The 21257-nt window shown below is 67.0% G+C and carries 18 protein-coding genes and 1 pseudogene; 14 read left to right on the top strand and 5 right to left on the bottom strand.

Features of this window, described 5'->3' with window-relative positions; all coding sequences use genetic code 11:
* Window positions 1–141: 141 nt before the first annotated feature.
* Window positions 142–1347, top strand: a complete 1206-nt coding sequence (locus P1X14_RS14610) for a serine hydrolase (RefSeq protein ID WP_277316117.1) — start codon at window positions 142–144, stop codon at window positions 1345–1347.
* Window positions 1348–1353: 6 nt separating this feature from the next.
* On the opposite strand, the gene P1X14_RS14605 is transcribed toward P1X14_RS14610, so the two are convergent.
* Window positions 1354–2982 carry a type IV secretory system conjugative DNA transfer family protein gene (locus tag P1X14_RS14605; protein WP_277316116.1) on the bottom strand — a complete coding sequence of 543 codons (1629 nt, stop codon included), beginning with the start codon at window positions 2980–2982 and terminating at the stop codon, window positions 1354–1356.
* Window positions 2979–3662, bottom strand: coding sequence for a hypothetical protein (locus P1X14_RS14600; RefSeq protein WP_277316115.1), 684 nt, complete (start codon window positions 3660–3662; stop codon window positions 2979–2981). The genes P1X14_RS14605 and P1X14_RS14600 overlap by 4 nt, the downstream gene beginning before the upstream one ends.
* A 166-nt stretch (window positions 3663–3828) precedes the next feature.
* On the opposite strand from P1X14_RS14600, the gene P1X14_RS14595 reads away from it, so the two are divergent.
* The 6 genes from P1X14_RS14595 (at window position 3829) to P1X14_RS14570 (ending at window position 11301) form a co-directional block, all read left to right on the top strand.
* Complete coding sequence (locus P1X14_RS14595) at window positions 3829–4521, top strand: 2OG-Fe(II) oxygenase (protein ID WP_277316114.1); 693 nt, start codon at window positions 3829–3831, stop codon at window positions 4519–4521.
* Window positions 4522–4595: 74 nt separating this feature from the next.
* On the top strand, window positions 4596–5213 hold the full coding sequence (locus P1X14_RS14590) for a hypothetical protein (RefSeq protein WP_277316113.1): 618 nt from the start codon (window positions 4596–4598) through the stop codon (window positions 5211–5213).
* Between the two features lie 58 nt (window positions 5214–5271).
* The gene (gene polA / locus P1X14_RS14585) at window positions 5272–8055 is read left to right on the top strand and encodes a DNA polymerase I (protein ID WP_277316112.1); all 2784 of its coding nucleotides are present in this window, start codon (window positions 5272–5274) and stop codon (window positions 8053–8055) included.
* 82 nt (window positions 8056–8137) lie between these two features.
* Complete coding sequence (locus P1X14_RS14580) at window positions 8138–9010, top strand: hypothetical protein (protein WP_277316111.1); 873 nt, start codon at window positions 8138–8140, stop codon at window positions 9008–9010.
* Window positions 9000–10508 (top strand): lipopolysaccharide biosynthesis protein, encoded by a 1509-nt coding sequence (locus P1X14_RS14575; RefSeq protein WP_277316110.1) that lies wholly within the window; start codon window positions 9000–9002, stop codon window positions 10506–10508. The genes P1X14_RS14580 and P1X14_RS14575 overlap by 11 nt, the downstream gene beginning before the upstream one ends.
* Before the next feature lie 19 nt (window positions 10509–10527).
* Window positions 10528–11301: a hypothetical protein gene (locus P1X14_RS14570; RefSeq protein ID WP_277316109.1), complete on the top strand. Its 774-nt coding sequence runs from the start codon at window positions 10528–10530 to the stop codon at window positions 11299–11301.
* A gap of 176 nt (window positions 11302–11477) precedes the next feature.
* Here the strand turns inward: P1X14_RS14570 and purH are convergent, their stop codons facing one another.
* Window positions 11478–13067, bottom strand: coding sequence for a bifunctional phosphoribosylaminoimidazolecarboxamide formyltransferase/IMP cyclohydrolase (gene purH, locus P1X14_RS14565; protein ID WP_277316108.1), 1590 nt, complete (start codon window positions 13065–13067; stop codon window positions 11478–11480).
* A gap of 111 nt (window positions 13068–13178) precedes the next feature.
* On the opposite strand from purH, the gene P1X14_RS14560 reads away from it, so the two are divergent.
* From P1X14_RS14560 to P1X14_RS14545, 4 genes are all read left to right on the top strand, one after another.
* Window positions 13179–14306 (top strand): CaiB/BaiF CoA-transferase family protein, encoded by a 1128-nt coding sequence (locus P1X14_RS14560; RefSeq protein ID WP_277316107.1) that lies wholly within the window; start codon window positions 13179–13181, stop codon window positions 14304–14306.
* A 9-nt stretch (window positions 14307–14315) separates the two neighbouring features.
* Window positions 14316–15479 carry an acyl-CoA dehydrogenase family protein gene (locus P1X14_RS14555; protein WP_277316106.1) on the top strand — a complete coding sequence of 388 codons (1164 nt, stop codon included), beginning with the start codon at window positions 14316–14318 and terminating at the stop codon, window positions 15477–15479.
* Window positions 15480–15524: 45 nt separating this feature from the next.
* Complete coding sequence (locus P1X14_RS14550; RefSeq protein ID WP_277316105.1) at window positions 15525–15896, top strand: hypothetical protein; 372 nt, start codon at window positions 15525–15527, stop codon at window positions 15894–15896.
* 95 nt (window positions 15897–15991) lie between these two features.
* Window positions 15992–16315: a hypothetical protein gene (locus tag P1X14_RS14545; protein WP_277316104.1), complete on the top strand. Its 324-nt coding sequence runs from the start codon at window positions 15992–15994 to the stop codon at window positions 16313–16315.
* Between the two features lie 182 nt (window positions 16316–16497).
* Here the strand turns inward: P1X14_RS14545 and P1X14_RS14540 are convergent, their stop codons facing one another.
* Window positions 16498–17979, bottom strand: coding sequence for an aldehyde dehydrogenase family protein (locus P1X14_RS14540; RefSeq protein ID WP_277316103.1), 1482 nt, complete (start codon window positions 17977–17979; stop codon window positions 16498–16500).
* Window positions 17980–18424: 445 nt separating this feature from the next.
* On the opposite strand from P1X14_RS14540, the gene P1X14_RS14535 reads away from it, so the two are divergent.
* Genes P1X14_RS14535 through pdeM form a run of 3 tightly spaced genes read left to right on the top strand, consistent with a single transcriptional unit; the run spans window position 18425 to window position 21034 of the window.
* Window positions 18425–19837, top strand: a complete 1413-nt coding sequence (locus tag P1X14_RS14535) for a M20/M25/M40 family metallo-hydrolase (protein ID WP_277316102.1) — start codon at window positions 18425–18427, stop codon at window positions 19835–19837.
* Between the two features lie 56 nt (window positions 19838–19893).
* Window positions 19894–20340 (top strand): hypothetical protein, encoded by a 447-nt coding sequence (locus P1X14_RS14530; RefSeq protein WP_277316101.1) that lies wholly within the window; start codon window positions 19894–19896, stop codon window positions 20338–20340.
* A gap of 31 nt (window positions 20341–20371) precedes the next feature.
* Window positions 20372–21034: a ligase-associated DNA damage response endonuclease PdeM gene (gene pdeM, locus P1X14_RS14525; RefSeq protein ID WP_277316100.1), complete on the top strand. Its 663-nt coding sequence runs from the start codon at window positions 20372–20374 to the stop codon at window positions 21032–21034.
* On the opposite strand, the pseudogene P1X14_RS14520 reads toward pdeM, so the two are convergent.
* Window positions 21031–21257: pseudogene (locus P1X14_RS14520) on the bottom strand (DUF2807 domain-containing protein); the annotation flags it as partial. The gene pdeM and the pseudogene P1X14_RS14520 overlap by 4 nt on opposite strands.

Genomic DNA, 21257 nt, shown 5'->3' with positions numbered 1-21257 from the left:
CGGGGAAATCCGGTGCTTGGCATTTCCGCCCTGTTCACGCTTCATCGCTACAAAAGGGGGAATCGTCGCAATGCGGCAATTGCGGACTTTTGCATCGGGTCCGGACGCCGCATGGTCGAAAGCGGGCAAGGGGCGGATAACGTGACGAATTTTTCGCGACTCGCGAACCTTAAGGAACAGGCGGCGCTCGAGGCCGCCAAGATGCGGTACGAGCTCGCCCGCTGGTGGGCCGGTCAACCGCCCTTCACCAATGTGCAGCGGGCGGCGACGCTCGGCGGCCTGGGTCCGGCGCTGCTGATGGGCTGTGCGGTGCATGACGGCTCGCGCGTGTCGCTGCTCGTGCCCCCGGCCATGGCTTCCGAAACTTCGATGGCCTCCAATGTTTCCCACGCGCCGGTCAAGCCGCGCACCCCCACCGCGCCCGCTCCGCAGGCGCTGGTCGCGATCATCGACTCGCTGACCAAGAATTTCAGCGGCACCGTCGGTGTCTCGGTGATGAGCATCGACGAAGGCTGGGTCGTCGCCTCGAACGGCGATCTCAAGCTGCCCCAGCAGAGCGTCAGCAAGCTGTGGGTCACGATGACCGTGCTCGATGCGATCGACCAGGGCCGCATCCGGCTCGAGGATCCGATCACCATCACCGAAGCCGATTTCACCGTGTTCCACCAGCCGGTGGCGTCGCTGGTGAAGGACGGCGTCGGCTATACGTCCACCGTCGGCGAGATCATGCGCCGCGCGATGACGATGAGCGACAATACCTGCAACGACAAGCTGCTCCGGCTGGTCGGCGGTCCGCAGGCGGTGCGCGACTTCATCGCGCGCAAGGGGCTGGGTGCGATCCGCTTCGGCCCGGGCGAAAAGCTGCTTCAGGCGGCGACCGCGGGCCTCGAGTGGAAGCCCGAATATTCGCGCGGCAACGCCTTCTCGCAGGCGCGTGCGCAGCTCGCGCCGGGCGTGCGGCTGGCGGCGTTCGAAACCTATGTCTCCGATCCGCCCGACGGCGCGGCGCCCAATGCGATCGCCTATGCGCTGGCGCGGCTGCAGCGCGGCGAATTGCTGTCGCCCAGCTCGACCGCATGGCTGATCAGCACGATGCAAAGCTCGCACACCGGCCGCCAGCGGCTGCGCGGCGCGGTGCCTGTCGGCTGGCAGTTCGGCCACAAGACCGGCACCGGGCAGGATCTGCGCGGGCGCACGGCGGGCTATAACGATGTCGGCATCCTCGTCGCGCCGGACGGCAAGTCCTATGCCGTGGCGGTGATGATCGGCGACACGCCGCGCCCGATCAAGGAGCGGCAGGAGCTGATGCAGGGCGTGGTCGCCGCGGTGGTCGCCAACCACCGCTGAGGCCGCTCAGCCCTTTCCTGCTTCGTCCGTCCCCTCGTCCTCCCGCTTCGGCATCGGCTGCCCGGTGATCCGCTTCGCCAGATCGTCGAGCGTGCTGTTGCGCCGCTCGCGCTTGCGTGGCGGAGGCGTGAAGAAAGGGATGTCGTCCAATAGTGGCGGTTCCGGCGCGTCGACCGTGGCGAGCTGCGCCGGCGGGCGGCTCGGCGGCCCGTCCGGGCGGCGCTCGAACAGCTTGATCCGCGGGCTTGGCGGCGGCAGCACCTCGCGCGCGCTGTCGTGGAACGGATTGGCGTCGAACGCGCCCTTGAAGGCGGGATCGTTGAGATAGTCCGGCTTGCGCGCGACCACCACTTCCTCGCCCGCGATCTGCAACAGCATCTCGTCGTCGGTCAGGCCAAGCACGGCGGCGGGCAGCCCATAGCCGGTGATCTCTGCCATGGTGGCGGCGGCGCGCATGTTGAGCGCGCCGAAGCATTGCACGACCTCGCAATTGTTGAGCATCGTCTCCCAGTCGCGCGGGTAGAGCAGCCGCAACTGGCTGACGTCCTGCCAGAAGCTCCAGGTCTGCACGCCATAGCCGCGCAGCAAGGTCACTGCCTGGCGCAGCTGGGGCAGGGTGCCGAGCTGCGCCGCTTCGTCGAGCAGGAACAGGGTCGATCGCTCCGGCCGGGCGCGGCGGCGGGTGATCAGCGAGATCAGCGCCATGATCCACAGCCGCAACAGCCGGCCATGGCTCTCCATCATGTGCGGCGGCAGCACGATATAGATGGACAGCGGATCGCCGCGCGTGACTGCATCGATGTCGAAATCGCTGGCCGCGGTCGCGGTCGCCACCTGCGGGCCGCGCAGGAAATCGATGCCGTCCTGCGCCATCGACAGGATCGATCCGACGCCCTGCTGCACGCCGATGGCGAGGATGGTCGCCGCCATCCGCGCTTCGGGATGCGGCGAATGCTCCAGTTCATGGCGCATCGATCCCGGCATCGGGACCGGATCCCCGGCCTCCGACACCAGCCGGGCCAGCGCCTCGCGCACCGCGGTGAAGGTCCGGCCGCCGTGCGGGGCGGTGGTCACGACGTGCAGGATCACGCCGATCAGCAATTGCTGGCCGCGCTGATACCAATATCTGTTCTCGGGATCTTCCTTGCCGTCGACCATCGCCGCGGCGAACATCGCCGCCAGATCGACGCCGTCGACGCTTTCGCCGTCGATCAAGTCGAGCGGGTTGAACCGCCCGCTGCCGTCCGACGCGACGCACATCGGATCGAGCACCACCACCTGCTGACCCAACTCGCGGCGGCGGCGCGCGGTGACCTGCACATTCTCGCCCTTGGGATCGATCACGATCACCGGCCCCGAATGGCGCAGCAGCGCGGGGATGATGCAGCTGCGGCCCTTGCCCTGTCCGGTCGGCGCAAAGGTGATCAGATGGCCTTCGCCATCGAGCAGGACCGGATCGAGAATGCCCGAATCCTGCCGCATCGCAGGATCGCCATAGCCGAAGCCGAACCGCGGCCGGGCATGGTCGCGCTCGAGCGACCAGCCGACCAGCAACCCCGCCTCGTCGACCTTTTCGGGCAGGCGCACGGCGCGGCCGGTGTCGGCGTTGCTGCCGAAGGGAAGCTTCGCGCTCATGCCTTTGCCTCCGGTGCGGGGATGCGGAACTGGGCCGACCAGCTTTCGCGGCGAAGCGGCGGGTCGCTGGCGATCGGGCGGTCGTCCATCATTTCGATCATGCCGTTCGTGCCGATCTCGAAATGGGCGTAGAACAGCGACGTGCCATAGAGCAAAGCCGCTTCGGCCGCCCAGTGATCGGGCTTGCGGCTGATCAGGATCGGGCTCGACATGGTGGCGAACACCGCATCGTCGGGCTTGGGGCCGTCGGTCCATTCGGCCGGCTCGTGCGGGCCGACCAGGCGGAACCGGCCCTCTTCGCCGCGCACCACATTGCAGAACAGCAGGTGATAGGCGGCAACCTGTTCCTCGGTCTCCAGCACCAGCGCGCCGGGAATCGCGTTCAGATCGTGCAGCACCGCGCTGGCCCCGTCGAGCGTGACCATGCCCCAGCTGCCATAGATATGGTTGGAGAGGCCGCGCCGCTCGCCGAACTGCGCCTGGGCCTCGATCAGGATCGCGCCGGGATAGCAGGGCAGCGCACGTACCCGCGTCCGCTCGATCCGCGCATCCTGCACCAGCGACGGATTCTCCGATACCGAGACGCCGATCTCATGCGCCATGGTCAGTGCCTCGGCACCCGTCAGTTCGGTCCATTGGCCGTGGAAGATGGGCGGTCCGCACCAATCGGGCGTGGTCATGCTGAAACCCCCTCTCCGCAACGCGTTACCCCGGAGAGTTAGGAAACCCGGCACGGTTGCGCAACAATGCAGGCTCCTCTCCGTCGCGGCCGTGTCCGCGACGGGGCCCGTTTCGGACGCAAGCGCCGGGATGCGCGGGGCGGCGGACCGGCGGCAATCGTGCCGCATGGATATCGAACGCTATGACTGGTGCGCGATCGCGCAGGACCTCGACGCGCAGGGCTGGGCGGTGTTGCCCGGCCTGCTCGATGCGGCCGCCTGTGCCGAAACCGCCGCGCGCTATGACGCGCCGGAGCAGTTCCGCAGCCATGTGATGATGGCCCGGCACGGCTTCGGGCGGGGCGAGTATCGCTATTTCGCCTATCCGCTGCCGCCGTTGGTGCAGGGGCTTCGCTCGGCGATCTATCCCAAGCTGGTGCCGGTCGCGAACCGCTGGCACGTGCGGATGGGGATCGATCGGCGCTTTCCCGACGATCATGACGCGTTCCTCGCCGAATGCCGGGCGGACGGTCAGGTACGTCCCACCCCGCTGCTGCTGCGATACGGCCCGGGCGACTATAATTGCCTCCACCGCGATCTGTATGGCGATCACGTCTTTCCGCTCCAGCTCGCGGTGCTGCTCTCCTCGCCCGCGGACTTTACCGGCGGCGACTTCGTCCTGACCGAACAGCGCCCGCGCATGCAGTCGCGCGCCGAGGTGGTGCCGCTGGGACAGGGCGATGCGGTGATCTTCGCGGTCAACCAGCGCCCGGTGGCGGGCAGCCGTGGCGATTACCGCACGGCGATGCGCCACGGGGTCAGCACGATCCGCTCAGGGCAACGGCACACGCTCGGGATCATCTTCCACGACGCCGAATGAATCGCGTCCGTTATGATCTGGATTCGGTCCGCCACGCGCCTAGCATCCCGCCAAACCCGGCGGAGAGGACGGCCATGGATATCCAGCTCAACTTCATCAACAATTCCAACGACGCGAATAACTCGCAGATCGTGATCTTCCAGAAGAATGTCGCGAGCGACTTTGGCGAGCTCGCGGTGGCGTGGCACGTCATCCAGAATTGCGGGCAGAGCGAGAACCACCCGTTCACCTTCCCGATGTCGATGCAGGTCGGATCGAGCGACAGCTGGGGCAATTACACGCCGAAGCTCGATGCGATGCACGGCCAGGCCTTTTCGGTGGGCATGACCGCTTCGGGCGATATGCTGCAGCCTGCCGGCGCGGCAACCGTGCCCGGCGAAGTTCAGGTCATGAATGCGCTGCCGCAGGGATCGGTCAGCGCCGGCATCTACAAGATGGGCAGGCTGCTCGCGACCAAGACCGGCGTTGCGCCCGGCCAGATGGCGCAATTCCAGTTCAAGCCGACGATCTGGATCGGTGCCGTGTCGCAGGTGGTGCAGGGGCAGGTGATGAACGCGGCAATCATCGACGCGGTCAACACCGAGATTTCGCTGCTCGGCATCGCCAGCGCCGATATCGTGATGACCGGGGGCGGCCCGGGCCCCACCGCCCAGCCTTTCAGCTTCTCGCTTCAGAACATCGTCATGGCCTGAAGGCTTGCCGCGCCGGGAGGGCTTTGTTCCGCCCCCCGGCTCGGCTATCCCCTCGCCGATGCCACATCTCTATCTCGTCGACGGCTCCGGCTATATCTTCCGCGCCTATCATCAGCTCCCCCCGCTGACGAACCGCCACGGCACGCCTGCGGGTGCGGTCTATGGCTATACCGCGATGCTGTGGAAGCTGGCCGACGCGCTCGACAAGGCGGAGGGGCCGACCCATCTGGCGGTGGTGCTCGACAAGGGATCGCACACCTTCCGCAACGATCTGTACGACAAGTACAAGGCCCAGCGCCCGCCGCCGCCCGAGGATCTGATCCCGCAATTCCCGCTGATCCGCGAGGCCACCCGCGCCTTTTCGCTGCCGTGTATCGAGGAGGAGGGCTTTGAGGCCGACGATATCATCGCCACCTATACCTGCCGCGCGGTCGAAGCCGGGTGGAGCGTCACCATCGTCAGTTCGGACAAGGATCTGGCGCAGCTGATCCAGCCCGGCGTCGACATGCTCGACACGATGAAGAACGAGCGGCGCGGGCCGGAATATGTCGAGGCCAAGTTCGGGGTGCAGCCCGAGCAATTGGGCGACGTGCTGGCGCTGATGGGCGATACGGTCGACAACGTCCCCGGCGTTCCGGGCATCGGGCCGAAGACCGCGGCCAAGCTGATCGGCGAATTCGGTACGCTGGAAAAGGTGCTGGATGCCGCGCCCGGCATGAAGCCGAGCAAGATGCGCGACAATCTGATCGAGCATCGCGAAATGGCGTTGCTCTCGCGCAAGCTGGTGGCGCTCCATTGCGACACGGCGGTGCCGATGACGCTCGACGAATTGAAGCTCGACGGCATCCCGCCCGAGCCGCTGCGCGCCTTTCTCGAGGATCAGGGGTTCAAGACCCTGCTCTCGCGCATGGCCGCCCATGCGCCGGGGCGCGACACCGCCGATCCGGTCGCGGCGGCGAGTGCGCTTTCCGTATCCGATGCACCCAATTTCGTCGAACTGCCCCCGATCGACTGCGACACCTATGAGACCGTCACCAGCATCGAGCGGCTGGAGGCATGGATCGCCGAGAGCCGTGCCAGCGGCACCATCGCGATCGATACCGAGACCGATTCGCTCGACGCGATGAACGCTGCGCTGGTCGGCATCTGCCTCGCCACCAAGCCGGGCCGGGCCTGTTACATTCCGATCGGCCACCGCAGCGGCGACGATATGTTTGCCGAAGCGCCGCCGCAGCTGCCGCTGAACGACGTGGTGCGGCTGCTCCGCCCGCTGCTGGCCGATCCGAGCGTGCTCAAGATCGGGCACAACATCAAATACGATATCAACGTGCTGATCCGCCACGGACTGGAGGTCATGCCCGTAGACGACACGATGGTGATGAGCTTCGATCTCGATGCCGGCCAGTCGCTTGCCGGGCACGGCATGGACGAGGCTGCGCACGCCACGCTCGAACACACGTGCATCAGCTTCAAGGACGTGACCGGCACCGGCAAGAAAGCGATCAGCTTCGCCCAGGTGCCGCTTGATCAGGCCACCCGCTATGGCGGCGAGGATGCCGACGTCACCTGGCGGCTTTGGACCCGCTTCAAGCCGCGGCTGGCCTATGAAGGCGCGACGCGGGTCTATGAGATGGTCGACCGGCCGCTGATCCCCGTGGTCGCGGCGATGGAACGCGCCGGCGTCAAGGTCGACCGTGACCAGCTCTCCTTGCTGTCGAGCCGCTTCGCGCAGGAAATGGCGCGGCTGGAGGAAGAGATTCAGGCCGAGGCGGGCCAACCCTTCCAGATCGGATCGACCCAGCAATTGGGCGCGATCCTGTTCGACAAGATGGGCCTGAAGGGGGGCAAGAAGGGCAAGTCCGGCGCTTACTCCACCGACGTGACCGTGCTGGAGAAGATGAAGGCCGAAGGCGTCGCCATCGCCGGCCTCGTCCTCGAATGGCGCCAGCTGTCCAAGCTGAAGTCCACCTATACCGACGCGCTGCAGGCGCAGATCGACCGCGATACCGGCCGCGTCCATACCAGCTACTCGCTGACCGGCGCGCAGACTGGGCGGCTGTCCTCGACCGACCCCAACCTCCAGAATATCCCGATCCGCACCGAGATCGGCCGCCAGATCCGCGACGCCTTCGTCGCCGAACCGGGCAATGTCATCCTCGCGGCGGACTATTCGCAGATCGAGCTGCGGCTGGCGGCGCATATGGCCGATGTGCCGCAGCTGCGCGACGCCTTCCTGCGTGGCGAGGATATTCACGCCGCTACCGCCAACGAGTTGTTCGGCGAGGTCAATCGCGACACGCGCGGGCGCGCCAAGACGATCAACTTCGCGATCCTCTACGGCATCTCGCGCTGGGGCCTGGCCACAAGGCTGGAGATCGACGCGGACGAAGCCCAGGCGATGATCTCGCGCTATTTCGAGCGCTTCCCCGGCATCTCGGCCTATATCAACGAGACGCTGGAGGGGGTCCGCCAGCGCGGCCACACCACGACCCTGTTCGGCCGGAAAACCTGGTTCCCGCAGATCAAAGCGCCGATCCAGCATGTCCGCCAAGGCGCAGAGCGCGCCGCGATCAACGCCCCGATCCAGGGCACCAGCGCCGACATCATCAAGCGCGCCATGGCCCGCATGGGTCCGGCGCTGCTCGAGGCCGGGTTGCCCAACGTGAAGATGCTGCTGCAGGTGCACGACGAACTGGTGTTCGAACTGCCCGAGGGCGATGTCGAAGCCGCCAAGCCGGTGATCGAACGCGTGATGGCGACCGCGGCCGAACCCGCGGTGAAGCTCAGCGTGCCATTGGGCGTCGAGATCGGCGTCGGCCCCAGCTGGGGCGCGGCGCATTGATCGCATTGGCTTTGCAGCCGTCCCGCCCTATTCCCGTCGCCGAACAGGGAGAGGCGTGGATCGCAATGGGCAGCGACCGCTCGTGACCGGAAACCCTCATGTCCGCGGCCGGCTGGCGCTCGCCGCCATGGCGCTGGTGCTGACCGGTGCGCAGGATCCCGAGCCGTTCACCTGGAACCTCGCCACGAGCCTGTCGCCCGAAGCGCTTGAGCGCCGCGTGCTGCAGGCGCCGCAAGGCACGACCCGCGAAACTGAAGTGACCAACGTGCATACGCGCGTGTTTAATTTCGATCGGGTCGCGTTCGAGGTCGCATTCGCTGCGGCGCCTGCGGCTACCCAGTATCCGGGACTTTGCTCGGCCGAGGTGCAGGTTGCGAGCTTCGGGCCGGGTGGCGCGAATGTCGGTGGCGATACACCGGTGCGTCTGCTCATGCTGGTTCCCAGCCAGCGCTTCGCGGTCAGCGCTGCCGATCTTGCCGCCGGGAAGGCCCCGACCGACGAGACCTGCAAGTCATTAGGGCCTGTCGTCCGGCGGGTGAAGCATCCGCTGCGATACTTCGCGGCGTATGGTGACGGGTCATGGGAACTGGACGCACTGGACGCTTCGATCGCCATCCAGTCGATCCGGCGCCTGATTCCGAGCAACGCGCCGCAATTCCGGTGCGAGGAGGACGGGTTCGCGCAGTTTTTCAAGGACATCGCACCCCTGTGTTCGGACAGAAACGGGGTGATGGCTGCGCTGGACTGGACCACGCTATCCCATCTCTCGCTCCGGAGTTGCGGCGAGAGATGCGCGCAGATCAAGGCGATATTCGATCGTCCCGCGGCGCCGACGTCGGCGATGAAGGTGCATGTCGAACTGTCGGTACACGGCATACGCGTCGTCAACGGCAAGCTGGAGAATCCCGGCGAGATCGGGCCGGCATGGATCACCGGAGTGTTTCATGTCGACTGATCCGGCGCAGAAACCCGACGATATCGCACAGCTTGCCAAGGGCGGGCGGACCAACATTCTCGGCTTCGTGATCCGGCTTGCCGGGCGCCTGCCGTTCCTGTTCATCGCCGGGCGCTGGTATGGTCCCGAGGTCGTCGGCCGGTTCGCGCTGGCGGTGCTGGTGATCGAGATCGCGGCGCTGATGGCGACGCTGGGTCTCAAGCGCGGGCTGGCGCAGGCGCTTTCCACCACCAGCCGGCCGCACAATCATGTCGTGGCCGATGCGCTGGTCGTCGCGCTGATCGCGTCGATCTGCGCCAGCGTGGTGCTGGGGCTGTTCCCGCAGATCATGTTCCCGAACAGTCAGGCGACGGGTCTGGAATGGCTGTTGCCCAGCATCGTCTTCGCGCTGGCATGGTGCGACGTGGCCTTTTCCGCGCTGGCGTACCGCCACAATGTCGGCGCGTCGGTCACGGCGCGAGCGATCGTCGAGCCCTGGACGATCAGCGGCGCGGCGTTCGTGCTGGCTTGGTATTCGTCGCGTGACGGTCTGATCATCTCCTATGTGCTGGCGACCTTCGCGATGCTGATCGCCGCAATGGTGCCGCTGATCCGCATGTATGGCGTGCCGCATGGCTGGACGCCGCACCCGTTCAAGCTGTGGCAGATGGCGCGCGCCAATGCGCCGCTGGCCGGGGCGGATATGCTGGAATGGGGATCGCGCAACATCGATCGCTTCATCCTCGGCCTGCTCTTCTCGCCCGCGGTGGTCGGCATCTACTACATGGCGCAGCAGCTCGCTTCGCCGGCGCAGCGCCTGAAGACCACCTTCGATCCGATCCTTGGCCCGGTCGTTACGCGCAGCCTCGCGGCGGGAGATACCGCGTCGGTCGCCAAGCAGGTGCGGCAGGTCGCCTTCTGGGTGATCGCGGTGCAGGCGGCGCTGGCGATCGCGCTGGGCATCACCTCGGACGGCGTGCTCGGCCTGCTCGGGCACAGCTTCGTCGCGGGCTCTGCGGCTCTCTGCATCCTGCTCGCGGCCGAAGTGCTGGCGGCGCCCGGCGCCATTGCCGAGGGCGGGCTGGTCTATATCGCGCGGCATCGCAATTTGATGATCTCCACGGCGATGCTCTGTTTCCAGGCGGTGATGAGCTTCGTGTTCGTCTTCATCATCCGCGATCTCGGCTATCCCATCGCCTATCAGGCGGTCGGCCCCGCGCTGGCGCTGGCGACCTCGCTGCTGCTCGGTTCGATTGCCAAGTCGTGGCTGTTGTCGCGCCTGCTCGGCCAGCGCGTCTCGGGGCTGCGCTGGGGCCTGTTCGCGGCGATGATCGCCTGCGCGGGCACTGGCGTCGCGATCAGCAAGCTGCCCGAATGGCTTCAGCTCACCGCGGGCATTCCGCTGATGCTGGCCGCCTATTTCGCGGTGCTGCTCAAGCTCGCCTTCGGTCCCGAGGATCGCGCGCTGTTCCAGAAGATGCCCAAGGAACAGACCGCGCGGATCGACGGATCGGTTTGAGACCAAAAGGGGGACGATGATGGGAAAGGGTTCGTTCGTAGCGCTCGCGCTGATGGTCGCGCCGGTGATGGTGGCGCCCGCACAGGCTGCGCTTCGTCCCGCGATGGTGGCGGAGGATAGCCGCCTGATCACCGCTTCGAAGGAACTGGCGCGCCAGCTCGGCGAGCTGACGGCACGCAACGCCCCGGTCCTCGAACTGCGCAAGCCGGCGCTGGCCGCGCTGGTCCGCGACGCGTTCGATCCGGCGGCGATCCGCACGATGTCGACCGGTCCGATCGAGGTGATGAACACGCTGCAGGCCCTGCTCGGCGCCTATGAGGCGCTGTATCGCTTCGCGGCGGGCGAGCCGGAGGATCATGCGCGGCTGATGCAGGTGCAGGACGAACTCACCACGGCATCGATCGGCCTGCTGCTCTCCGGCAAGCGGACCTATCCGGCGGTGGCGCAGCTCTTCAAGGAAACGAGCCAGGAGGATTGGGTCGGGGAAAGCGGCGTTCAGCGTCAGGGCCTGAACCAGATGCACGAAGGGATCGCGCTGATGATCGAGGGCGCGCTCGAATTCCAGTCGGATCGCGCGATGACCGCGGCCAATCGCACCCGCCTGATCGACGGACTGCTGGAGGAACTGGGCGTCGTCGCCGATGCGATGGGCACCACCCATCGCGGCAAGATGGCCGCCGTTTTCCGCCGCTATGCTGCAGAGGCCGATCCGGCGAGCCGCACCCGGCTCGAACAGGGCGCGCGCCTGTTCGAACGCAAGGCTTGCAACCAGCTCTGCAAGCTGTCGGGCTGAGGTCTACGCGGCCCCGTTACCCCTTTTTTCCTTCCCCAGCGGAGGTTGGGGCCCAGTTGCAAAGGTGGATGTAACGGCGTTCGACGCTCTCCAGCGCACGTCCCGCACCTGGGCCCCAGCCTTCGCTGGGGAGGGGCGGCTTGTTTGTTGCTTGCGCGGTACGAGCGCCCTCCGCCTCAATGCCGGAAGTGGCGCATTCCGGTGAAGACCATCGCCAGCCCGGCTTCGTCCGCAGCGGCGATCACTTCGTCGTCGCGGATCGATCCGCCCGGCTGGATCACCGCAGTCGCCCCGGCTTCGACGGCGGCCAGAAGCCCGTCGGCGAAGGGGAAGAAGGCGTCCGACGCCACTGCCGAGCCGATGGTGCGCGGCGTCGTCCAGCCGGCCTTTTCGGCGGCGTCCTTGGCCTTCCACGCGGCAATGCGCGCGGATTCGAGGCGGTTCATCTGCCCCGCGCCGACGCCTGCGGTCGATCCACCCTTGGCATAGACGATGGCGTTCGACTTGACGTGCTTGGCGACCTTCCATGCGAACAGGCAGTCGGCGAGTTCCTCGGCGGTCGGCTGGCGCTTGGTCACGACCTTCAGGTCGGACTCCGCAATCGCACCATTGTCGCGCGACTGGATCAGCCAGCCGCCGGTGATCGACTTGGCGGTGATCCCGCCACGCTTCGGATCGGGCAGCGTGCCGGTCAGCAGCAAGCGCAGATTCTTCTTCGCGGCGAACACCGCCAGCGCCGCTTCGTCGGCATCGGGGGCGACCACCACTTCGGTGAAGATGCCCGCAATTGCGCGCGCGGTGGCTTCGTCCAGCGGGCGGTTCAGCGCGATGATCCCGCCGAAAGCCGACACGGTGTCGCAGGCGAATGCCGCGGCATAGGCCTCTTCCAGCGTCGCCGCGGTCGCCACGCCACACGGATTGGCATGCTTGACGATCACCACCGAAGGATCGGCGTCGCGGAACTCGCTGATCAACTCGAGCGCGGCATCGGCGTCGTTGAGATTATTGTAGCTCAACTCCTTGCCCTGCACCTGACGCGCCTGGCCGATGCCGGGGGTCGAGGGGCCGGCGGGGGAGTAGAAGGCGGCCTGCTGATGCGGGTTCTCGCCATAGCGCAGCGTCGAGCCATGCTTCAGCGTGAGCGGCAGCGTTTCGGGGAACAGCTGCTGCTGGTCGGCGAAGCCGAACCAGCTGGCGATCATCCCGTCATAGGTGGCGGTCGCGGCAAAGGCGCGCGCGGCCATGCGCTTGCGGAAATCGAGGCCGGTCGCGCCGCCATTTTCGTCCATCGCCGCGATCAGCTCGGCATAGTCGGCCGGATCCGTGACGATGGTGACGAACGCATGGTTCTTCGCCGCCGAGCGCACCATCGACGGGCCGCCGATATCGATATTCTCGATGATCTCCGGCCGATCGGCACCCTTCATCACCGTCTGGAGGAAGGGATAGAGGTTCACGACCACCAGATCGATCATCCCGATCGCATGTTCGTCGGCCGAGGCCACGTGCCCCGCATCGTCGCGCACCGCGAGCAGGCCGCCATGGACCTTGGGATGCAGCGTCTTGACCCGGCCGTCCATCATCTCGGGGAAGCCGGTCAGGTCGGAAATGTCGCGCACTTCCAGACCCGCATCGCGCAGCGCGGTGGCGGTTCCTCCGGTCGAGACCAGCTCGACGCCGTGGCGGGCGAGCGCTTTCCCAAGTTCAACAATACCGCTCTTGTCGGAGACCGAGAGCAATGCGCGGGCGATTTTGACCTGATCCATGAGCGCGCTCCTCTACGGATCGTGGCCAACTAGGCAAGAGCGTTGCGGCAAAAGCGCACGTCACTTACACCGATGTAAGTGAGCGGATTCGCACCGCCGGGGGAGAGGAAGATGGCCGGAGCGCTTGCCGGGCTGCGCATCGTCGAATTTGCCGGGATCGGGCCGGGCCCCTTCTGCGCGATGATGCTGGGCGATCATGGCGCCGAGGTGATCCGCATCGAACGGCATGGCGGCGGCTTCGGCCCGCGCGCGCTGGCGCGGTCGCGCCGCTCGATCGTGCTCGATCTCAAGACCCCCGAAGGTGTCGCCGTGGCGCGCGACCTGTGCCGCAGCGCGGACGGGGTGATCGAGGGCTTCCGCCCCGGCGTGATGGAGCGGCTGGGTCTGGGGCCGGACCTGCTGATCGGCGACAATCCCGGGCTGGTCTATGGCCGGATGACCGGATGGGGTCAGGATGGCCCGCTGGCCGACGCGCCGGGCCACGACCTGAATTACATCGCCATTGCCGGGGTGCTGGAGGGGATCGGCATTCCCGGGCGCCCGCCGGTGCCGCCGATGAACTATGTCGCCGATTATGGCGGGGGCGGGATGATGCTGGCCTTCGGCATGCTCGCAGCGCTGCTGTCGGTGCAGCGCGGCGGAGAGGGCCAGGTGGTCGACGCCGCGATGACCGATGGCGCGGCGATGATCGCGGCGATGAGCTGGGGCATGCGCGCCGCCGGGCTGTGGCAGGACGGGCCGGGCGCGACGATGCTGGCCGGGGCTGCGCCTTTCTACCGCTGCTATGCCTGTGCCGATGGCAAGTTCCTGTCGGTCGGCGCGATCGAGCCGCAATTCTGGGCGGTGCTGGTGGGCGGGCTGGGGCTGAAGGACGATCCCGATTTCGCCAGTCAGCTCGATCCTTCGGGTTGGGCGCGGCAGATCGCCCGGCTCGACGCGCTGTTCGCCACCCGGCCGCGCGACGCATGGATCGCGGCTTTCGATTCCGCCGGGGCCTGTGTCGCCCCGGTGCTGACCATGGCCGAGGCTGCGGCGCATCCCCATAATGCCGAGCGCGGGACGTTCATCGAGGTCGGCGGACGGACCGAACCTGCCCCCGCGCCGCGCCTGTCGCGTACCCCCGCCGGTCCGCCGCTTCCGCCGCGCGCCGTGGGCGAGGATACCGACGCGCTGCTGACCGGCCTTGGCTATGCCCCGGATCGGATCGCCGAACTGCGTGCCGCCGGTACGTTTCGATAGGAGAAGCTCATGCCCGTGCTCGACGTTCCGCCCCCGGCCTGCATGCGCGATCCCGAGATCGAATTGCTGGCCGACAGCGCCGCGCGCTTCTTCGAGCGTGAGGCCACGCCCGCGCGCATCCAGAAATGGCGCGACGAGGGCCAGGTCGAGCGCGAATTCTGGCGGCAGGCGGGCGAGGCCGGGCTGCTCGGTGTTGCGATCCCGGCCGAATATGGCGGTGCGGGCGGCGATTTCCGCCACGACGTCGCTTTGGTCGAGCAGGTCGCGAAACATGGTGTCGAGGGGTTCGCCCTGTCGCTGCACAATGTGATCATCCTGCCCTATGTGCTGGCGCACGGCACCGAGGAGCAGAAAAAGCGCTGGCTCCCGAAACTCTGCTCGGGCGAAAGCGTCGCCGCCATCGCGATGAGCGAGCCGGGCGCGGGATCGGACCTGCAGGCGATCCGCACCACCGCGCTGAAGGACGGCAATGGCTATCGCATCAACGGCGCCAAGACCTTCATCTCCAACGGCCAGATCGCCGATTTCATCATCGTCGTCGCCAAGACCGATCCGGCCGCAGGCGGCAAGGGCGTGTCGCTGCTGGTGGTCGAGGCGGATCAGGCCGAGGGCTTCCGCCGCGGCAAGGCGCTCGACAAGATCGGGCAGGATGCGCAGGACACCAGCGAGCTGTTCTTCGACGATGTCTGGGTCCCCGCCGACAATCTTCTGGGCGACCGCGAGGGGCAGGGCTTCCGCCAGCTGATGGCCGAGCTGCCGCGCGAACGGCTGATCATCGCGGTGGGCAGCGTCCAGACGATGGAGCGCGCGCTCGAGACCACCACCGAATACGTCAAGGAACGCCAGGCGTTCGGCCAGCGCATCTTCGATTTCCAGAACACCCAGTTCAAGCTGGCCGAATGCAAGGCCAAGGCGACCGTGGCCAAGGTCTATGTCAACGATTGCGTCCAGCGCTATGTCGACGGCACGCTCGACCTGACCACCGCCGCGATCGCGAAACTATGGGTGACCGAAACCGAGTGGGAGATCGTCGATGCGTGCCTCCAGCTCCATGGCGGATACGGCTATATCAACGATTATCCGATCGCCCGGATGTTCCGGAACTCGCGGGTCCAGCGCATCTATGGCGGGTCGAGCGAGATCATGAAGCTGCTGATCGCGCGGTCGCTTTAACCCTCCCGAGTCGCAATTTCGGGCCAGATGCCCTATAGTCGGGGGGTGACCCTCGAACGCCTCCGTTCGGCAGGCACCGCGATGCTCTGCATTGCGGTCGCGCTGTTCCTTGCCGTGCTGCCGGATACCCGCGGCCCGGCACCGGACAGCTATGCGGCGGCGTTCAGCGCCTCCTCGCCGGGTCAATATGCGCTGCCGTCGCACGATCGCCATGTCGAGGCGCGGCGGACCATCCATGGGTGGAAGCCCGGATCGGGCAGCCCGGATCTCGACGATGTTCCCGCATTGCTGCCCCAGGTGGCGAGTCTTGCGGGGATCGTCCGTGCGCCGCAGCTTCTCGAAACCGCGCGTCCCGCGCCTCGCCGTCCGTCGCTCTGGCGGATCGCAGCCCAACCGCGCGCACCGCCACTCGCCTGATATCGCCTGAAATTTTTTGAATGCCCGTCCGCATGCCGGACGGGACAAGGACGATATCGCGCGGGCCATGGCCTGCGCACGAAGCGAGACCAGTCATGATTATCGAACACGAAGAAAACCCCGAATGGAGCGTGCCGCGTCAGGCCGCCGACGTCACCGTCGATGCGGTCGAAGACATTCTGCGCCGCTATCCCAAGGTGCTGCCCGCCGAAGTGGAGCGCGCGGTGATGTTCCTCAGCACCGCCCCGATCCTGCAGCGCGGATCGCTGTCGTCGCGGCCGGGGATGCAGGAGAAGATGGACCAGCTCCGTCTCGATCATCCCAAGGCGTTCCGCCCGTCGATGACCGGCTATCTGATCGCCGGGATGCTCGTCGCGACGGTAGTGATCATCGCCTTCCTGATCGCCGATATCGGCTGATCTGAGACTGAGCGGGCGGGTGCCGGTGCGGCCCGCCCGCGTTTCGCACCTTAAGCACTTCCCCAGCGGAGGCTGGGGCCCAGTTGCGGGGCGTCGGCGGGAGAGCGCTGCACTCCGTTACGACCACCTTTGCAACTGGGCCCCAGCCTTCGCTGGGGAGGGGCTAAATTATCAGGCAGCCGTCACAGATCGAATTCGACCCCCTGCGCCAGCGGCAAAGTGCGCCCGTAATTCACATTCTGGGTCTGGCGCCGCATATAGACCTTCCAGCTGTCCGATCCGCTTTCGCGCCCGCCGCCGGTTTCCTTCTCGCCGCCGAACGCCCCGCCGATCTCCGCGCCGCTGGTCCCCATATTGATGTTGGCGATGCCGCAATCGGAGCCGGTTGCGGAAAGGAACGCCTCGGCCTCGCGCAGATCGTTGGTCAGGATCGAGGAGGACAGGCCCTGCGGCACGTCGCGCTGCATCGCGATCGCTTCGTCGAACTCGCTGTATCGCAGCACATAGAGAATCGGCGCGAATGTCTCCTCGCGCACCAGATCGCTCTGCGCCGGCATCTCCACCAGCGCGGGCGCGACATAGCAATCGCCCTGCGCCTCGCCGCCGGTCACCGTGCCGCCCTCGGCCCGCGCGCGGTCCAGCGCGGCGCCCATCGCAGTCACGGCCTGCGCGTCGATCATCGGCCCGATCAGCGTCGCGGGATCGCGCGGATCGCCGATGCGCAGGCTCCCGAACGCCTTTTTCAGCCGCGGCAGCAGCGTGTCGTAGACGGAATTGTGGACGATCAGCCGCCGCATCGTGGTGCAGCGCTGGCCGGTCGTCCCCGCCGCGCCGAACGCGATGGCACGCAGGGCCAGCTCCAGATCGGCCGAAGACGCAACGATGGTCGCGGCATTGCCGCCCAGTTCCAGCAGGCTGCGGCCCAGCCGCGCAGCCACGGTGGTGGCAACCGCGCGGCCCATCGGCACGCTTCCGGTCGCCGAGACCAGCGGTATGCGATGATCCGCCGCCAGTGCCTCGCCCGCCTCGCGGCCGCCGGAAACGAGCTGCGACAGGGCTTCGGGGGCGCCGAAATCCTTCGCGACCTTGTCGAACACCGATTGCACCGCCCAGGCGGTGACCGGCGTCTTTTCGCTCGGCTTCCACAGCACCGAATCGCCGCACACCAAAGCGAGACAGGCATTCCATGCCCACACCGCCACCGGGAAGTTGAAGGCCGAAATCACCGCGACCGGCCCCAGCGGATGCCACATCTCGCGCATGTGATGGCTCGGCCGCTCGCTGGCGATGGTCAGGCCGTAAAGCTGGCGGGAGAGGCCGACCGCGAATTCGCAGATATCGATCATCTCCTGCACTTCGCCGACGCCCTCGGACAGCGGCTTGCCGGTTTCGATGGTGACCAGCCGGCCCAGTGCCTCGCGATGTTCGCGCAACGCTTCGCCGAACAGACGGACGAGCTGGCCGCGCACCGGTCCGGGGACACTGCGCCATGCCTCGAACGCAGAGACCGAGCGGGCGATGGCGGCATCCACAGAGTCGCAGTCGGGCACGGCGGGCAAGGCCGAACCGTCGATCGGCGAGGGACGGCCGGTGGCGGGCAGGGGACAGCCGAGTGCGGCGAGGATGTCGGCGGCTTCGGTGCCGGCGGGAGGGATCTGGGTCATGCGCCGGTCGTGGCGCATGGCGTATTCTCAGGCAACCCCGCGCTCCGGCTTGCATCCCCGCTCGTGTTCCGGGTCGCGCCCAATCCGTGCTCCGGCGAAGGCCGGAGCGTTGGCGTACACCGATCTCGCTTGCCACGGCTCCGGCCTTCGCCGGAGCACCATGGCCTCACACGAAGTTTAAACTTGACATTGTTCTCTATTTGTTCTAGGAGCTTTCCCCGAAGCTTCGAACCCTTTCCGGCATCCATCAACCTGCATCGTCCGCGATGCGGGGCGCCTCACCGCGACCCGTCGCGTGCGGGCGTGCATGAGCGGGCGCATGCCCGCCGCGATGCCATTGTGACTCTTGTGACTTTCGCCGATCCGTGCGGTTGGTGGAACGGGCGGAGCATTGCCCGGGCGGCGGACCTTGTGGGGGTGCTTCGGCAGGCCTATTTCGCCCCCCATGAAGAACAGCGATTCCGCCCCGCTCGACTATATCGAAACCCATCTCGACGACACGATCCAGCGCCTGTTCGATCTGATGCGCGTCCAGTCGGTTTCCACCGATCCCGCTTATGCCGCAGAGTGCCAGAAGGCCGCCGCGCTGCTGGCGGGTGAGCTTGCGGAGATCGGATTCGACGCGCGCGTGGCGCAGACGCCGGGGCACCCGATGGTCGTTGCCCATCACGACGGTCCCGGCCCCCACGTTCTGTTCTACGGCCATTACGACGTCCAGCCCGTCGACCCGCTCAACCTGTGGCGCCGCGATCCGTTCGATCCCTCACTCGAGGATGGCGCCCATGGCGGCAAGATCATCGTCGGCCGCGGCGCATCGGACGACAAGGGCCAGCTGCGCACCTTTGTTGAGGCGTGCCGCGCGTGGAAGGAAACCACCGGCGCCCTGCCGTGCAAGGTCACGATCCTGTTCGAAGGCGAGGAGGAATCCGGCTCGGTCAGCCTCGAACCCTTCCTGCGCGAGCATGCTCAGGAGCTGAAGGCCGATTTCGCGCTGATCTGCGACACGCTGATGTGGGACGCGGACACGCCCGGCCTGACCATCGGCCTGCGCGGCATGGCGGCGGGTGAGGTCACCATAAAGGCGGCACGGCGCGACCTGCATTCGGGTCTTTATGGCGGCGCGGCGCGCAACCCGATCCAGCTGCTCGCGACGATCCTTGGCGAAATGAAGGACAAGGACGGTCACGTCACGCTCGACGGCTTTTACGACGGCGTCGATCCGGTGCCAGCCGGGGTCCGCCAGTCCTGGGACGCGCTGGGCTTCGACGATGCCGAGTTCTTGGGCGATGTCGGGCTGCGCATCCCCGCGGGCGAAGCCGGCACCGATGCGCTCGAACAGATCTGGGCGCGGCCGACCGCCGAAGTGAACGGCATCTGGGGCGGCTATACCGGCGAAGGCTTCAAGACGGTGATCCCGGCCGAGGCGCATGCCAAGATCAGCTTCCGGCTGGTCGGGCGGCAGGATCCGGACAAGGTCTGGGCGGCGTTCGAACGCCATGTCCGCGATTCGCTACCCGCCGATTGCGAAGCGGTGTTCGCCACGCGCGGCCCCGGCAGCCCGGCGGTTACCGTGCCGAGCGATAGCCCACCGCTGGAGGCCACCCGCGCCGCGCTCGATGCGGAATGGGGCAAGGCTGCGCTGATCGGCTGTGGCGGCGGGATTCCGGTCGTCACCTCGATCCGCTCGATCCTGAACATGGATACGGTGCTGGTCGGCTTCGCGCTGGCCGACGACAATATCCATTCGCCCAACGAGAAGTATGAGCTGAAGAGCTTCCACAAGGGCATGCGCAGCTGGGTCCGCATCCTCGGCGAACTGGGCCAGATGGCACAGGCGAAGCAGCCCGAGATCGCCTGATCCCGCTACCCCGCGCCGCCGCTATGGGTTAGGGTGGCGCGCAAGGGAGTGGGCAGATGGCAAAGCGGGTTCTTCTGGCGGCAATGGCTCTGGGCGCGTTGAGCGCATGCCAGGAACAGGCGCCGCAGCCGAAGAACGAAGCCGCGCCCGTCGCAGCGGAAACTCCGGCGGCACCGATCGAAGCCGCGCCTTCCAACGCCGCCGCGCCCGCGGGCGATCTGGCCGCCTGGCTGGTCGGCACCTGGGCCTTTTCGGGCGAATGCTCGACCGATCTGGTCGTGACCTATGAAGCCGATGGCAAGCTCGACAATTCGGGCAATCACGGCAGCTGGAAGCTCGACGGCGATACAATCACCGAAACCGTGACCGAGCGGACCGAGATGGAAGGCGAGACGGTGAAGCTAAACCCGCCGGAGCAGCTCCGCTACACGGTCGCGCGGACCGGCGACAAGGATGGCGTACTCACGATCAATGGACGCAAGGTTCCGATCAGGCGCTGTTGACGTGTTGGAAGCCGGCAGCGATAGCGGGGCCATGGTTCCCCTTTCGTTCGCCGGTCATGAGCTGATGGCGCTGCCCGAAGGCGCGCTCTACTGGCCGGCGCGGCGCGCGCTGATCGTCGCCGATCTGCATTTCGAAAAGGCCAGCTGGTTCGCCGCGCGCGGCCAGATGCTGCCGCCCTATGATTCGCTGGCGACGCTCAGCGCCGTCGCCGCGCTGGCGGATCGCACCGATGCGCGCGAGCTGTGGTGCCTGGGCGACAGCTTCCACGATTCGCGCGGGGCCGAGCGATTGCCCGATGCGGCGCGTGAGTTGTTGACCGGGCTGACTGCGCGGCTCGACTGGCACTGGATCACCGGCAATCACGATTCTGCGCTCACCGATCCGTTCGGCGGCTCAATCGTCGAGGAAACCGAAGTCGATGGGCTGCTGCTGCGCCACGAAGCCGATCCGCGCGAGCCTCGTCCCGAGCTGTCAGGCCATTTCCACCCCAAGCTGCGCGTGCAGGTGCGCGGCCGCAGCGTCGCGCGGCGTTGCTTCGTGGCGACGCGGACCAAGCTGATCCTGCCCGCATTCGGCGCGCTGACCGGCGGGCTGGACGCGCATCACCCGGAGATCGTCCGTGCGGTGGGCCCCGACGCGCAGGCGCTGATCGCGGTGGAGGGCAGGCTGTTGCGGTTTCCGATCGCGGCCTAGCGCCGGATAACCTTGCCCTGGCACGACACCGGACCATTGCCGCTGATCCGGCATTCGGGCGTACCGATGACCTCGACCGGTCCAAGGCCCATCGCGAAGATCTGGGTGGTGTAGCGCACGCCGATGCGCAGCCCGCCGGCGCTTTCCCAGAGCAAGGTCGCGTCGCCCGCGGTCAGCTTGCCGCCATCGATGCCGCCCGCGCCGTTCGAGCGGACCCGTGCCC

The sequence above is a fragment of the Sphingomonas sp. AOB5 genome, assembly GCF_029433115.1.
Classification (GTDB): domain Bacteria; phylum Pseudomonadota; class Alphaproteobacteria; order Sphingomonadales; family Sphingomonadaceae; genus Sphingomonas.
The sequence above is the reverse complement of the archived record's forward strand: the minus strand, read 5'-3'. Positions and strand labels throughout refer to the sequence as shown.

Coding starts and splice junctions, on each gene's coding strand:
- P1X14_RS14605 (WP_277316116.1), bottom strand. CDS start 2,982: ATGAGCGCGAAGCTTCCCTTCGGCAGCAACGCCGACACCGGCCGCGCC.
- P1X14_RS14600 (WP_277316115.1), bottom strand. CDS start 3,662: ATGACCACGCCCGATTGGTGCGGACCGCCCATCTTCCACGGCCAATGG.
- P1X14_RS14595 (WP_277316114.1), top strand. CDS start 3,829: ATGGATATCGAACGCTATGACTGGTGCGCGATCGCGCAGGACCTCGAC.
- P1X14_RS14590 (WP_277316113.1), top strand. CDS start 4,596: ATGGATATCCAGCTCAACTTCATCAACAATTCCAACGACGCGAATAAC.
- polA (WP_277316112.1), top strand. CDS start 5,272: ATGCCACATCTCTATCTCGTCGACGGCTCCGGCTATATCTTCCGCGCC.
- P1X14_RS14575 (WP_277316110.1), top strand. CDS start 9,000: ATGTCGACTGATCCGGCGCAGAAACCCGACGATATCGCACAGCTTGCC.
- P1X14_RS14570 (WP_277316109.1), top strand. CDS start 10,528: ATGGGAAAGGGTTCGTTCGTAGCGCTCGCGCTGATGGTCGCGCCGGTG.
- purH (WP_277316108.1), bottom strand. CDS start 13,067: ATGGATCAGGTCAAAATCGCCCGCGCATTGCTCTCGGTCTCCGACAAG.
- P1X14_RS14560 (WP_277316107.1), top strand. CDS start 13,179: ATGGCCGGAGCGCTTGCCGGGCTGCGCATCGTCGAATTTGCCGGGATC.
- P1X14_RS14555 (WP_277316106.1), top strand. CDS start 14,316: ATGCCCGTGCTCGACGTTCCGCCCCCGGCCTGCATGCGCGATCCCGAG.
- P1X14_RS14545 (WP_277316104.1), top strand. CDS start 15,992: ATGATTATCGAACACGAAGAAAACCCCGAATGGAGCGTGCCGCGTCAG.
- P1X14_RS14540 (WP_277316103.1), bottom strand. CDS start 17,979: ATGACCCAGATCCCTCCCGCCGGCACCGAAGCCGCCGACATCCTCGCC.
- P1X14_RS14535 (WP_277316102.1), top strand. CDS start 18,425: ATGAAGAACAGCGATTCCGCCCCGCTCGACTATATCGAAACCCATCTC.
- P1X14_RS14530 (WP_277316101.1), top strand. CDS start 19,894: ATGGCAAAGCGGGTTCTTCTGGCGGCAATGGCTCTGGGCGCGTTGAGC.
- pdeM (WP_277316100.1), top strand. CDS start 20,372: ATGGTTCCCCTTTCGTTCGCCGGTCATGAGCTGATGGCGCTGCCCGAA.